General features: G+C 63.1%; 12 protein-coding genes. 9 read left to right on the top strand and 3 right to left on the bottom strand.

Annotated elements, in window-relative coordinates; all coding sequences use genetic code 11:
* Positions 1–8 precede the first annotated feature (8 nt).
* The 6 genes from prfB to ACP691_RS02890 all read left to right on the top strand — a co-directional run bounded on the left by prfB (position 9) and on the right by ACP691_RS02890 (position 6,373).
* Positions 9–1,104 (top strand): peptide chain release factor 2 gene (prfB, locus tag ACP691_RS02865; protein WP_148485253.1). Its coding sequence is split into 2 segments (ribosomal slippage): positions 9–80 and positions 82–1,104, totalling 1,095 coding nucleotides; the frame shifts between segments, so codons are not numbered across the junction.
* Between the two features lie 100 nt (positions 1,105–1,204).
* Positions 1,205–2,719 (top strand): lysine--tRNA ligase, encoded by a 1,515-nt coding sequence (gene lysS, locus ACP691_RS02870; protein WP_426149978.1) that lies wholly within the window; start codon positions 1,205–1,207, stop codon positions 2,717–2,719.
* A gap of 190 nt (positions 2,720–2,909) precedes the next feature.
* On the top strand, positions 2,910–3,638 hold the full coding sequence (locus ACP691_RS02875; protein WP_040261991.1) for a TetR/AcrR family transcriptional regulator: 729 nt from the start codon (positions 2,910–2,912) through the stop codon (positions 3,636–3,638).
* 15 nt (positions 3,639–3,653) lie between these two features.
* Positions 3,654–4,202, top strand: coding sequence for a hypothetical protein (locus ACP691_RS02880; protein ID WP_040261992.1), 549 nt, complete (start codon positions 3,654–3,656; stop codon positions 4,200–4,202).
* Between the two features lie 16 nt (positions 4,203–4,218).
* Positions 4,219–5,496: a flavohemoglobin expression-modulating QEGLA motif protein gene (locus ACP691_RS02885; protein WP_040261993.1), complete on the top strand. Its 1,278-nt coding sequence runs from the start codon at positions 4,219–4,221 to the stop codon at positions 5,494–5,496.
* Positions 5,468–6,373: an alpha/beta hydrolase gene (locus ACP691_RS02890; protein WP_426149979.1), complete on the top strand. Its 906-nt coding sequence runs from the start codon at positions 5,468–5,470 to the stop codon at positions 6,371–6,373. Before ACP691_RS02885 ends, ACP691_RS02890 begins: the two co-directional genes overlap by 29 nt.
* 85 nt (positions 6,374–6,458) lie before the next feature.
* Here ACP691_RS02890 and ACP691_RS02895 read toward each other — a convergent pair whose 3' ends face one another.
* The 3 genes from ACP691_RS02895 to ACP691_RS02905 form a co-directional block, all read right to left on the bottom strand.
* Complete coding sequence (locus ACP691_RS02895; RefSeq protein WP_426149980.1) at positions 6,459–7,241, bottom strand: OmpA family protein; 783 nt, start codon at positions 7,239–7,241, stop codon at positions 6,459–6,461.
* A gap of 36 nt (positions 7,242–7,277) precedes the next feature.
* A complete protein-coding gene (locus ACP691_RS02900; protein ID WP_040261995.1) occupies positions 7,278–7,691 on the bottom strand; it encodes a DUF4398 domain-containing protein in 414 nt (137 codons plus the stop codon).
* A 155-nt stretch (positions 7,692–7,846) separates the two neighbouring features.
* Positions 7,847–8,227: a pilin assembly protein gene (locus tag ACP691_RS02905; RefSeq protein ID WP_426149981.1), complete on the bottom strand. Its 381-nt coding sequence runs from the start codon at positions 8,225–8,227 to the stop codon at positions 7,847–7,849.
* 164 nt (positions 8,228–8,391) lie between these two features.
* Between ACP691_RS02905 and ppc the strand changes: the two genes are divergently transcribed.
* The 3 genes from ppc (at position 8,392) to tsaB (ending at position 12,819) form a co-directional block, all read left to right on the top strand.
* Positions 8,392–11,058 (top strand): phosphoenolpyruvate carboxylase, encoded by a 2,667-nt coding sequence (gene ppc, locus ACP691_RS02910; RefSeq protein WP_426149982.1) that lies wholly within the window; start codon positions 8,392–8,394, stop codon positions 11,056–11,058.
* Between the two features lie 272 nt (positions 11,059–11,330).
* On the top strand, positions 11,331–11,978 hold the full coding sequence (gene adk / locus ACP691_RS02915) for an adenylate kinase (protein WP_040261997.1): 648 nt from the start codon (positions 11,331–11,333) through the stop codon (positions 11,976–11,978).
* A 157-nt stretch (positions 11,979–12,135) separates the two neighbouring features.
* On the top strand, positions 12,136–12,819 hold the full coding sequence (tsaB, locus tag ACP691_RS02920) for a tRNA (adenosine(37)-N6)-threonylcarbamoyltransferase complex dimerization subunit type 1 TsaB (protein WP_426149983.1): 684 nt from the start codon (positions 12,136–12,138) through the stop codon (positions 12,817–12,819).
* Positions 12,820–12,933: the final 114 nt, after the last annotated feature.

Raw genomic sequence — 12,933 nt, forward strand, 5'->3', positions numbered from 1 at the left:
CAGCCGCCATGGAAATCAATCCGATCCTCAACACCATCAAGGACCTCAGCGAACGTTCCGAAACCATTCGGAGGTATCTTTGACTACGATCAGAAGGCTGAACGCCTGACCGAAGTCAATCGCGAGCTGGAAGATCCCAACGTCTGGAACAACCCTGAATACGCCCAGAATCTGGGCCGGGAACGTTCCACCCTGGCGACCATCGTCGAGACCCTGGACGAACTGTCCGGTGGCCTGGCCGACTGCCGCGACCTGCTGGACATGGCTGTCGAGGAAAACGACGAGGGCGCTGTCGCCGACGTGGTGAGCGAGCTTGACCGCTTGCGCGCATCCCTGGAAAAGCTCGAGTTCCGCCGGATGTTCAGCGGCGAGATGGACGCCAACAATGCCTACCTGGACATCCAGGCCGGCTCCGGCGGCACCGAAGCCCAGGACTGGGCCAACATGCTGCTGCGCATGTACCTGCGCTGGGCCGACAAGCGCGGCTTCGACACCACCATCATGGAACTGTCCGAAGGTGAGGTGGCCGGCATCAAGGGTGCTACCCTGCACATCAAGGGCGAGTATGCCTTCGGCTGGTTGCGCACCGAAATCGGCGTGCATCGCCTGGTGCGCAAGAGCCCCTTCGATTCGGGCAACCGCCGCCATACCTCGTTCACCGCGGTATTCGTTTCGCCGGAAATCGACGACAACATCGAGATCGAGATCAACCCGGCCGACCTGCGCATCGACACCTACCGCTCCTCCGGTGCCGGTGGCCAGCACGTCAACACCACCGATTCGGCGGTGCGGATCACCCACGTGCCCACCAACACCGTGGTCAGCTGCCAGAACGAACGTTCCCAGCACGCCAACAAGGACACCGCCATGAAGATGCTGCGGGCCAGGTTGTACGAGCAGGAAGTGCAGAAGCGCAACGCGGCTTCCCAGGCCCTGGAAGACAGCAAGTCGGACATCGGCTGGGGGCACCAGATCCGCTCCTACGTGCTCGATTCGTCGCGGATCAAGGACCTGCGCACAGGCGTTGAGCGCAGCGACTGCGACAAGGTGCTGGACGGCGACCTGGACGAATACCTCGAGGCCAGCCTCAAGCAGGGCCTGTAGGCCCGGAGCACAAGCCGCGGGCTTCAGGCGGCAAGACACAGCGCTTCAGCCTGCAGCTTGCAGCTTGGAGCTCGTAGCTATCAGATTTGTGGATTTTGACATGACCGACCAACCCCTAGCCCCGCAAGTAGACCCGCAAGAGCTGCAACAGGAAGAAAACAGCCTGATCGCCCTGCGCAAGGAAAAACTTGCCCAGGTCCGCGAAACAGGCAACGCCTTCCCCAACCAATTCCGGCGCGACAGCTACTGCGATGCCTTGCAGAAGCAGTACGCCAACGAATCCAAGGAAGCCTTGGAAGCGGCGGCCATTCCGGTCAAGGTCGCGGGTCGTATCATGCTCAACCGTGGCGCCTTCATGGTGATCCAGGACATGACCGGCCGCCTGCAGGTCTACGTCAACCGCAAGGTGCTGGACGAAGCCACCCTGGCGGCCATCAAGACCTGGGACCTGGGTGACATCATCGGCGTGGAGGGCACCCTGGCCCGCTCCGGCAAGGGCGACCTGTACGTGGACATGACCCATGTGCAGCTGTTGACCAAGTCGCTGCGCCCGCTGCCGGACAAGCATCACGGCCTGACCGATACCGAAACCCGCTATCGCCAGCGCTACGTGGACCTGATCGTCAACGAGGAAACGCGCCATACCTTCCAGGTGCGCTCCAAGGTGATCGCCCATATTCGCCGCTTCCTCAGCGAACGGGATTTCCTCGAAGTGGAAACCCCCATGCTGCAGACCATTCCTGGTGGCGCGGCGGCCAAGCCGTTCGAAACGCACCACAATGCCCTGGACCTGGGCATGTACCTGCGCATCGCGCCCGAGCTGTACCTCAAGCGCCTGGTGGTGGGCGGCTTCGAACGGGTGTTCGAGATCAACCGCAACTTCCGCAACGAAGGCGTTTCGACCCGGCACAATCCGGAATTCACCATGCTCGAGTTCTACCAGGCCTACGCGGACTACCGCGACAACATGGACCTGACCGAAGAGCTGTTTCGGGAACTGGCGCTGGCCGTGCTGGGCACCACGGACGTGCCTTACCAGGGCAAGGTGTTCCATTTCGGCGAGCCGTTCCAGCGCATCTCGGTATTCGAGTCCATCACCAGATACAACCCGGAAATTTCCCCGGCCGACCTTCAGGACATCGATACCGCGCGCGCCCTGGCCAAGAAGGCCGGTGCCGACGTCAAGGGCTTCGAGGGCCTGGGCAAGCTGCAGACGATGATTTTCGAAGAACTGGTGGAGCACAAGCTGGAACAGCCTACCTTCATCACCGAGTATCCCTTCGAGGTCTCGCCGCTGGCCCGGCGCAACGACGACAACCCCAGCGTCACCGACCGCTTCGAGCTGTTCATTGGCGGACGCGAGATCGCCAACGCCTACTCGGAGCTCAACGACGCCGAGGACCAGGCCGAGCGCTTCATGCGTCAGGTGGCGGACAAGGACGCGGGCGACGATGAAGCCATGCACTACGACGCGGACTTCGTTCGCGCCCTGGAATACGGCATGCCGCCAACCGCGGGCGAGGGCATCGGGATCGATCGCCTGGTCATGCTGTTGACCGACTCGCCATCGATCCGCGACGTCATTCTCTTCCCGCACATGCGCCCCCAGGCCTGATCCGCTCGGTAGGAAGGGGGCCAAGCTCCCGAGTGCGGGGTAGCGGCGTTCGCGAACTCCACCCGCTTCCTACGGTCGGGTATCTTTCCCCAGAGAAAACGTCTGCACGTCCTTCGGATTGAGGCAAAATAGCCGGCGCGGCCTGGAGCTTCCAGGCCAGCTCTGGATTGCTTCAACAAAAGGATCAGAAGTGGAACCCGCTACCCTTACAATCGGAGCCGCCGGCGTTGCCAGCGCCGTGGCCAACAGTATCCAGTATGAAGGTCGCAAGCCCACGCGGGAGGGCAGCGAGCAGCGCCGCCAGGCGATTCTCGACGCCGCCATGCGGATCGTCGTTCGCGATGGGGTTCGTGGCGTGCGTCACCGTGCGGTGGCGGCCGAGGCCGGGGTACCGTTGTCTGCCACTACCTACTACTTCAAGGACATCGAAGACCTGCTGGCCGACAGCTTTGCCCGTTACGTGGAGCGCAGCGCCGCCCATATGACCAAGCTCTGGGCCAACAGCGAGGAACTGCTGCGCCAATTGCTGGCGGCCACTGACGATACGCCAGAAGCCAGAGGCCGCCTGGCCGATGCCATCGCCCGCATGACTGCGGACTACGTACGTAAGCAACTGCATACCCGCCGTGAGTACCTGATGGCTGAGCAGGCGTTTCGCCAGGAAGCCCTGCTGACGCCCCGGCTGGCCGGCCTGGTGCTTTCTCACCAGCGCATCCTCCATGAGGGTGCCTGCCAGATGCTGCGTGTGCTGGGCTCCCGCTCACCCGAGCAGGACGCGCAGGTGTTGACGGCGCTGATCGGACAGTTGGAATATCAGGCACTGCTGGCGCCCGCATCGCAAGCTCACGCGGGGCACCAGGATGCCGGCATGCTCGACATACTTACCCGGTACATGCACCTGGTGCTGGCCGCGGCCTGACGGAGAACCGCCCGGATGAACCTCTGGCGCCCGCTGTTCATGCTTGTACTCCTGGCATCGCTCAGCGGGTGCCTTGCCACCTTTGACGAACCTATCGCCCCCGGGCAGAAAGCGCCGGCTGGCCTGATGGGCCACTGGCGCGCGCGGGATGCCTTTGGCAACGCTCTCAGGCTAAGCCTGCGGCCCGCGCCCGGCGGACGCTACACCGCCATCAACTACCAGAAGGGCAGCGCCGGGCCGCGGGATGAAGTGACTTTCACCGTGACCCGCCATGGCGGCCGCTGGTATGCGTCCGCGCCCATGCCAAAGGCCTATGGCGGACGCTTTGCATTGGTCGGTTTCGAATTGAGCGGGGAAGGCGAACTGGTGGTCTATAGCCTGGATCTGCAGCGCCTGCAGCAGGCCATCAGCCAAGGGGCCCTGGCCGGCGACCGTTTCGAGACGGAAGAAGGGCAGGGCGTTGCGATACGCTCTACGCCCGCCCAGGTATTCGCCTGGCTGGACGACCCGGCCAACTCGGACGTATTCGTCGAAACGGCGCGCTATAGCCGGGCCGCTCAATAACCAACAAGGAAAGCCGATGGACGATTACCAGCAGACGGTACGCACCCTGTCCGACCGGATTGTCGCTGCGCAGACGCCCATTCGCATCCTCGATGCGGTCAAGTGGGATGACGATATCCGCCAGCGCTTCCTCAAGGCCAAGGGCAAGGCGCTCCCCGAGGTAGACCGCGCCTGGTATCAGGCGCGACCATTGGGCTTCGATGCCGCTGAGGTCAGGATCGAGTTCCAGGCCATCGAGCGCGACATTACCCGTCAACTGGGCCAGTTCAACCCGGTGGGGCAGATCATGCGCCGCATGTGCCGGGAGTACCGCATGGTGGTGCGGATGCTCGAAGCTCGTGGCACCGAGGATTTCGGCCTGATTTCTCAAGAACTCTACGGCGCCGCCTCCGACGCCTTCCACGCCGGTGATCCCACCCTGGCCGATCTGGGCCTGGCGTTGTCGGGCTACCTGAATAATATCGATGGCCGAGGCGACCTCAAGGACGAGGCCAAGAACATGACCGCCAAGGAGGCGGTGGCCATGCTGCAGGGCCGGTTGAACAGGGTCTTCGGTGAAACCGAGGAAACCATTCGGGTGTTCGAATCCGATGGTATCGTCGCCGATGCGGCGGCTGGAGCCGATTACATCAAGCTGCGGGCCGATGCCATGTTCAACGAGCGCGACGTGCGTGCCCTTGAAGTCCATGAAGGGCTGGTACATGTGGGCACCACCCTGAACGGCCTCAACCAGCCCATCTGCACCTTCCTCGCCAAAGGGCCGCCGTCATCCACGGTGACTCAGGAAGGCCTCGCCATCCTCATGGAAGTGATCGCGTTCGCCTCCTATCCCAGTCGCCTGCGCAAACTGACCAACCGCACCCGCGCCATCGATATGGTGGAGCAGGGGGCCGATTTCCTCCAGGTGTTCGATTTCTTCCGCGAACAGGGCTTCGGCATGAGTGAAAGCTATGGCAATGCCAGCCGGGTGTTCCGGGGTTCCACGCCGACGGGCCTGCCGTTCACCAAGGACCTGTCCTACCTCAAAGGTTTCATCATGGTCTACAACTACATCCAGCTCGCCGTGCGCAAAGGCAAGCTGGATCAGGTGTCGCTATTGTTCTGCGGCAAGACCACCCTGGAGGACATGCGCATCCTGCGCCAATTGGTGGAAGAAGGGCTGGTGGAACCACCCAAATACCTGCCCGAGCAATTCCGCGACATGAATGCCCTGTCCGCCTGGATGTGTTTCTCCAACTTCCTCAACCATCTGAGCCTGGACCGTATTGAAGCCGATTACGCCAATATCATTTAGCGTGTTCGGCCGCAGGCTGGTCTTGCTTGGGTGCCTTGCCCTGGCGGGCTGCAGCAGTCTGCTTTTCTACCCGGAACCGGGCCAGCCGTTCACGCCCGAGGTGGCCGGCCTGGCCTGGCAGCCAGTGCATCTGCGTACCGCTGATGGCGTGGCCCTCCAAGCCTGGTGGTTGCCGGCCAAGGCAGGCGTGGCGGTAAAGGGTACGGTGCTGCACCTGCACGGCAATGGCGGTAACCTGGCGCGGCATCTGGGCGGCAGCTGGTGGCTGCCCGCCGAGGGGTACCAGGTGCTGATGCTCGATTACCGAGGCTATGGGCTTTCCGCTGGCACCCCACGGTTACCCGATCTGTACCTGGATCTTCAGGCGGCTCTGGACTGGCTTGGGCATGATCCGCGGCCGGGCGAGTCGCCGATGGTCCTGCTGGGACAAAGCCTTGGCGGGGCGCTGGCCATTCATTACCTGGCTTCTCATCCGGCCGAAGCCGCGCGGTTCAAGGCGCTGGTGTTCGATGGCGCGCCAGCCAGCTATCGCCAGGTAGGGCGGTTTGCCTTGAGCAAGTCCTGGCTGACCTGGCCCTTGCAGGTACCTCTGTCCTGGTTCGTGCCGGACGGCGACAGTGCCCTGGGCGCGGCGCCCGCCCTGGAGAAAACACCGAAGCTGGTGTTCCAGAGCCTGGATGACACCGTAGTGCCTCCTGAAAACGGTATAGCCCTGTACAAGGCCTTGCCCCCGCCGAGAGTGCTGCAACTGACCCGGGGCGGCCATGTCCAGACCTTTGCCGACCCTACCTATCGTCAGGTCATGCTGCGCTTCCTGGAAGACCCGGGGCACTTCAACGGGATCAGACGCCTGGGCGAGATCCCCAATTATCCATAGAGCCAGCGAAGCAGTCGTCGGCGCTGCGGGTAGGCGCCCATGAAAAAGGCCAGCCCGAGGGCTGGCCTTTCACTGTCACCACGGCTTAGTGCATGGTGGAGCGCGGTGCCACCGGCTGGTTGTCGTTGGAAATGGTCACTTCCACACGACGGTTCTGGGCGCGGCCGGCGCTGCTGCTGTTGTCAGCCACCGGATACTGCTTGCCGTAGCCCTGGGCGACGATGCGCTTGGGATCGATGCCTTGACGTACCAGGGCGGCCATCACCGAAGTGGCGCGCGCCTGGGACAGGCTCTGGTTGTAGGCATCCGAACCTGTGCTGTCGGTATAGCCTTCGATGATGACCTGACGCTCCGGATTGTCGCGCAGGAACTGGGCCAGCTGAATGATATTGGTCATGCCGCTGGGCTTGAGCTCGGCCTTGTTCAGGTCGAACAGGACGTCGCCGAAGGTCACCAGGGTGCCGCGGTCGGTCTGCTTGGCGTTCAGGCTGTCCTGCAGCTTCTTGATCTGGGCATCGCGGGCCGCCAACTGTGCCTTGGCGCGTTCAGCCGCGGCGTTCTTGATCTCGTCTTCGGAGGTGCGCAGGGCGATGGTCTGCTTGGCGAACTCAACGCGCTGGTTGGTCAGGTAGGCCAGTTGGTCGACCTTTTTCTTGTCGTCGCCTTCGCGGTAGGCCTTGTCGGCCTTGTCCAGCCACTCGGACGCATCCTTGGTTTCAAGGGCGGCCAGGGTCGCCGACTTCGGGTTGGTCTGCAGGGAGGAGAAATTCGTACGAGCGCTTTCCAGGTTGGCGTTCGGGTCGTGGGAGCAGGCGCTCAGGCTCACGGCAACGGCCAGCAGGGCAGGGATCATCAACTGTTTACGCATGGGTCTATTCCTTATGTTTCCGAGGCGAAAGGGCGATTACTGAGCGTTACGCATGCCTTCCTGGCGCAGGTCTTCCACGCCCTGGTGCGCGTCATCCACGGCCTTCTGCGCTTTCGCTGCCTGGGCCTTGCGCTCGGCTACGCGGGCGTCCCATTCGGCCTGCTCGGCCAGCACCTTCGCTTTTTCGTAGTCTTCGTCATGCATGGCGATCTCGGCGGCCTTGAACTTGTCCTGGGCCGACTTGGTTTCAACCGCGGCAAATTCGGTGCCGCCAGCGCTGACCGCGGCATTGACCGCCGACTGGGCCAGGGCGTACTGCTCGGTTGGCGGGTTACCAGCGCAACCGGCCAGGATGAAGCTGCTGCCCAACGCCAGTACGGCGAGCTTGAGCCCACGGACAGCGTTGGACGACGGTTTGGCAGTGCAAGTCTTCATGATCTTCGACTCCATGGGAGGGCTTTTCAAATAACGTCTGGTCCGCGGCGCTGGTAAGCCGCAGGCCGGCCAGCGGCGTTGTCCTGCTATGGCTAATGTTTGGGACTCAAGTAATTTTTGAATAGTTCACAAAACTGACCGGATCCTCTGTTTTTTAATGTTCGGGCGCTCTAGGAGAGGGGTTTTGGCTGGCTTTCCAGCGGCGCGTCGGGCGCCGGCCCGGCCTGTGTGCTGTTCATTTCCTCAAGGTATTGCCGTGACAGGGCCAGGAAACGAGGGGTAGGCCCGATGTCTTCGTACATGGGATCGCCTTCCTCGTCAGTGGCGATCACCCGGCTCCCACGCACATACGGGAAGCTGGTCTCCAGCTCTTCCAGCGCGGCGCCGATGAGTTCTCCCAGCAGCTCCTCGGGATGGTGCTTGGGGTACATTTCCTGAAGGGCGGCCAGCCGCGCGGCGGCTTCCACGTCCAGGTGGATGCTGTAGGCCGTCTTCGTCAGGCGGCCCTTGGCGTTTTGCTCCCAATGGCGGGCAAGCTCACGGATTTTCATGGACACCTCAGGGGTCGGATAGATACCTGGCCGAGTGTCGAATGGCCTTTTGCAGGCGCGACGGCAGCAACGGCTACTTGGCTATTGAGCGGTTTTTCACCGTCGCGTTCAGTTGCCCTGGAGTATGCTGGCCAGGCAGGCCGGCTTGATCACGGAGAGTGGATATGAGCGAGATCGACGCGCGCTTGCGCGAACGGGTTCATGTGTTGGGCGAATTGCTCGGCGCTACCATCGGCCAGCAGTACGGCGAGGCCTTTTTGCAGAAGATCGAGCGTATCCGCCAGGGGGCCAAGGCCGATCGCCGCAGCGCCAATGCAGGCAAGGCGCATCTGCGCGACAGCCTGGACGAACTGGGCGATGAAGAGTTGCTGCCGGTGGCCCGGGCGTTCAACCAGTTCCTCAACCTCGCCAACATTGCCGAGCAATACCAGCTCATTCGCCGTCGTACTGAAGAAGACCCAGGGACACCTTCGGCAGCGCATCCGGCGGCCGAGGTACTGGATGCCGAACGCCTGCCCGAACTGCTCAACCGCTTGCGCGCGGCTGGGCATGGCACTGAGCAGTTGGCCCGCCAGGTCGGCCGTCTCGACATCGAACTGGTGCTTACCGCTCACCCCACCGAGGTGGCCAGGCGCACTTTGATCCAGAAATACGACGCCATCGCGGCTCAGCTGGCGGCGCTGGACCATCGCGACCTGACCGAGGCCGAGCGTGCCAGCATCCATGAGAAGCTGAAACGGCTGATCGCCGAAGCGTGGCACACCGACGAGATCCGTCGCACCCGGCCTACGCCGGTGGATGAAGCCAAGTGGGGCTTCGCCGTGATCGAGCATTCCCTCTGGCATGCCATACCAAGTCACCTGCGCAAGGTAGACCGGGCATTGCATGCTGCCACTGGCCTGCACCTGCCTCTGGAAGCCGCGCCCATTCGCTTCGCCTCCTGGATGGGAGGCGATCGGGACGGCAACCCCAACGTTACCGCGGCTGTGACGCGGGAAGTGCTGCTGCTGGCTCGCTGGATGGCCGCTGATCTGTTCTTGCGGGACGTGGACCACCTGGCTGGCGAGCTTTCCATGCAACAGGCCAGCGATGCCCTGCGCCAGCACAGCGGCGACAGCCCCGAACCCTACAGGGCGGTGCTCAAGCAACTGCGCGAGCGCCTGCGGGCCACTCGAAGCTGGGCCCAGGCCGCGCTGCAACAGCCGCAACCGGCACCAGATGCCGTGCTGCAGGACAATCGCGAGCTGCTCGCGCCCTTGCAGCTATGCTTCGAATCCTTGCATGCCTGTGGTATGGGCGTGATCGCCGACGGCCCCCTGCTCGATTGCATTCGCCGCGCGGTGACCTTTGGCCTGTTCCTGGCACGGCTGGACGTACGCCAGGACGCGGCTCGCCATTGCGCCGCCATGAGTGAGATCACCGATTACCTGGGCCTGGGCCGATACACTGACTGGGACGAAGAGCAGCGCATCACCTTCCTGCTGGCTGAGCTGGCCAGCCGGCGTCCTTTGCTGCCGACCCACTTCCAGGCCTCGGCGGAAACCGCTGAGGTGCTGGCGACCTGTAGGGAGGTCGCCAACGCGCCTGCTGCTTCCTTGGGCTCCTATGTCATTTCCATGGCCGGGGCTGCTTCGGATGTACTGGCGGTGCAGTTGTTGCTCAAGGAAGCCGGCCTGCTGCGACCGATGCGGGTGGTACCGCTGTTCGAAACCTTGGCCGACCTGGATAACGCAGGACCTGTGATTGAACGGCTACTGTCATTGCCAGGCTACCGCTCGCGCCTGCAGGGTCCTCAGGAAGTGATGATCGGCTATTCGGATTCGGCCAAGGACGCGGGCACCACCGCAGCGGCCTGGGCCCAGTACCGAGCCCAGGAAACCCTGGTGAACATCTGTCGGGAACAGGGTGTTGAACTGCTGCTGTTCCACGGCCGTGGCGGCACTGTCGGACGCGGCGGCGGGCCTGCGCACGCCGCGATTCTCTCCCAGCCCCCAGGGTCGGTGGCGGGTCGTTTTCGCACCACCGAGCAAGGAGAAATGATTCGTTTCAAATTTGGCCTGCCTGATCTCGCTGAGCAGAACCTCAATCTCTACCTGGCCGCCGTGCTGGAAGCGACCCTGCTGCCTCCCCCTCCGCCGCAGCCCGCCTGGCGACAACTCATGGATCAACTGGCCGCCGACGGGGTGAAAGCCTACCGGCAGGTGGTACGCGAACATCCCCAGTTTGTCGATTACTTCCGTCAGTCCACGCCGGAGCAAGAGTTGGGCCGCCTGCCGCTGGGCAGCCGGCCGGCCAAGCGACGCCAGGGCGGGATCGAGAGCCTGCGCGCCATTCCCTGGATCTTCGGCTGGACTCAAACCCGACTTATGTTGCCCGCCTGGCTGGGTTGGGAGACGGCGCTGGGCAAGGCCCTCGAGCGCGGCGACGGCCCACTGCTGGCGGAAATGCGCGAGCACTGGCCGTTCTTCCGCACCCGCATCGACATGCTTGAAATGGTCCTGGCCAAGGCGGACCTACGTATCGCGCAGCAGTACGACGACCGCCTGGTGGAGGATTCCCTGAAGCCTCTCGGCGCGCAACTGCGCGACCTATTGTCGCACTGCGCGGGCCATGTAATGAGGCTGACCGGGCAGCCCAGGTTGCTGGCCAGCAGCCCGGAAACCCTTGAATTCTTCGCCTTGCGCAACACCTACCTTGACCCCCTTCACCGCTTGCAGGCCGAACTGCTGGCCCGCTCGCGCAACCACCCGGCGCCCCCTGAAAGCGGGCTGGAGCAGGCTTTGCTGGTCACCGTGGCGGGGATCGCCGCAGGCCTGCGCAACACAGGCTGAGGGATGGCGCCGCGCCTGCTCGCTCCTTGAGTGCTGGCGCCACCTGGCTGATCCATGTCGGGTCCTGGAGTGGCGCCAGGTTGCACCGAGGCCAGGCCGCCGGGTGCCTGCGACCTTCGATGGCTTGTCTGCTTATAGGCGGCTGTGTATCTTGATCAGCCTTTTGGCCGATTTTTCGGCTGGTCCGAATTTTTTCGGTGGCTCACCGGCAGTTAGGTTTTCTCCAGAGTCATCGGCGTTGTTATATAAAAAAACATTTGAGGAGCACATCGATGCGCGTGATTCTGCTGGGAGCTCCCGGAGCCGGGAAAGGTACGCAGGCCAAGTTCATCACCGAAAAGTTCGGTATTCCGCAGATTTCCACGGGCGACATGCTCCGCGCCGCGGTCAAGGCAGGCACCGAGCTGGGCCTGAAGGCCAAGAGCGTGATGGAGAGCGGTGGTCTGGTATCCGACGACCTGATCATCGCCCTGGTGAAAGAGCGCATTGCCCAGCCCGATTGCGTCAATGGCTTCCTGTTCGATGGCTTCCCGCGCACCATTCCCCAGGCCGAGGCCCTGGTGAAGGCGAACGTGGTGCTCGACTATGTCGTGGAAATCAACGTGGCGGATGACGAGATCGTCAAGCGCATCGCTGGCCGTCGCGTGCACGAAGCTTCCGGGCGTGTCTATCACACTGTCTTCAACCCGCCGAAGGTCGAAGGCAAGGACGACCTTACCGGCGAGGCGCTGATCCACCGCGCGGACGACACCGAAGAAACCGTGCGCAAGCGCCTGCATGTCTACCATGAGCAGACCGAGCCCCTGGTGAGCTTCTATCAGAACCTGTCCGTCGAGCAGGGCAAGCCCAAGTACGCCTGCATCGAGGGTGTAGGCAGCGTGGAAGACATCACCGCCAAGGTGGTTACCGCCCTGAGCTGAGTCTCTTTGGCGCAAGCGGTGGGAGCCAGCGCCAGCTGGCGATCAGGGCCATGAAACCTCACCTGAACCCGCCAGCCGCCCGCTCCGGATAAACGAAAGCCCGTTCACGGGCTTTCGTCGTTTATACTGCGCGCCTTTTTTCAGTCCGGATGCCACCATGCCGACCCTGCTGGCCCTCGATACCGCCACCGAAGCCTGCTCAGTTGCCTTGCTCCATGAAGGGCGTACCCATAGCCACTACGAAGTCATCCCCCGGCTGCATGCGCAGAAGCTGCTGCCCATGGTGCAGCGCTTGATGGCCGAGGCCGGCATCGGGCTCAGCGCCGTGGATGCCATCGGTTATGGTCGCGGGCCTGGCGCTTTCACAGGGGTACGGATCGCCATCGGCGTGGTTCAGGGCTTGGCCTTTGCGCTGGATCGACCGGTGCTTGGCGTGTCAAACCTGGCGGCCCTGGCCCAGGGCGCTTGGCGCCAGCACGGTTGGGCCCAGGTGGCCGCAGCCATCGATGCCCGCATGGATGAAGTCTATTGGGGCTGCTATGCCGAACAGGGCGGGGAGATGCGCCTTTGTGGCCAGGAAGCGGTCTTGCCGCCTCAAGCCGTGAGCTTGCCGGCCGATAACCCGGACAACTGGAATGGCGTCGGCACGGGTTGGGGCTACGTCGATCGGCTGGCCGTGCGCCTGAACCGCTTCGACGCCCAGGCCTTGCCCCACGCCCAGGACGTACTTACGCTGGCCGGATTTGCCTGGGCGAGAGGGGAGGCCATCAGTGCCGACCTGGCTCAGCCAGTGTATCTACGAGACCAGGTAGCCACGCCCAAGGGCGGCGCTGGCGCCTGATCCCGAGGCGATCCGGAGGCCGAGTTCCGCCGTTGCGTTATAAACCTTTTCGGGTTTCTGTGGTCCAGTTATCACCTGCGTTTTGAAACAGTGGCGCGCTGGCATTAACCCACG

The organism is Pseudomonas sp. DC3200b2, assembly GCF_049895785.1.
Classification (GTDB): domain Bacteria; phylum Pseudomonadota; class Gammaproteobacteria; order Pseudomonadales; family Pseudomonadaceae; genus Aquipseudomonas; species Aquipseudomonas massiliensis.

Bases quoted from the DNA above. Each gene is read 5' to 3' on its own strand.
- ACP691_RS02880 (WP_040261992.1), top strand. From the start codon at position 3,654: ATGAACCTCTGGCGCCCGCTGTTCATGCTTGTACTCCTGGCATCGCTC.
- adk (WP_040261997.1), top strand. From the start codon at position 11,331: ATGCGCGTGATTCTGCTGGGAGCTCCCGGAGCCGGGAAAGGTACGCAG.
- lysS (WP_426149978.1), top strand. From the start codon at position 1,205: ATGACCGACCAACCCCTAGCCCCGCAAGTAGACCCGCAAGAGCTGCAA.
- tsaB (WP_426149983.1), top strand. From the start codon at position 12,136: ATGCCGACCCTGCTGGCCCTCGATACCGCCACCGAAGCCTGCTCAGTT.
- ACP691_RS02885 (WP_040261993.1), top strand. From the start codon at position 4,219: ATGGACGATTACCAGCAGACGGTACGCACCCTGTCCGACCGGATTGTC.
- ppc (WP_426149982.1), top strand. From the start codon at position 8,392: ATGAGCGAGATCGACGCGCGCTTGCGCGAACGGGTTCATGTGTTGGGC.
- ACP691_RS02900 (WP_040261995.1), bottom strand. From the start codon at position 7,691: ATGGAGTCGAAGATCATGAAGACTTGCACTGCCAAACCGTCGTCCAAC.
- ACP691_RS02905 (WP_426149981.1), bottom strand. From the start codon at position 8,227: ATGAAAATCCGTGAGCTTGCCCGCCATTGGGAGCAAAACGCCAAGGGC.
- ACP691_RS02895 (WP_426149980.1), bottom strand. From the start codon at position 7,241: ATGCGTAAACAGTTGATGATCCCTGCCCTGCTGGCCGTTGCCGTGAGC.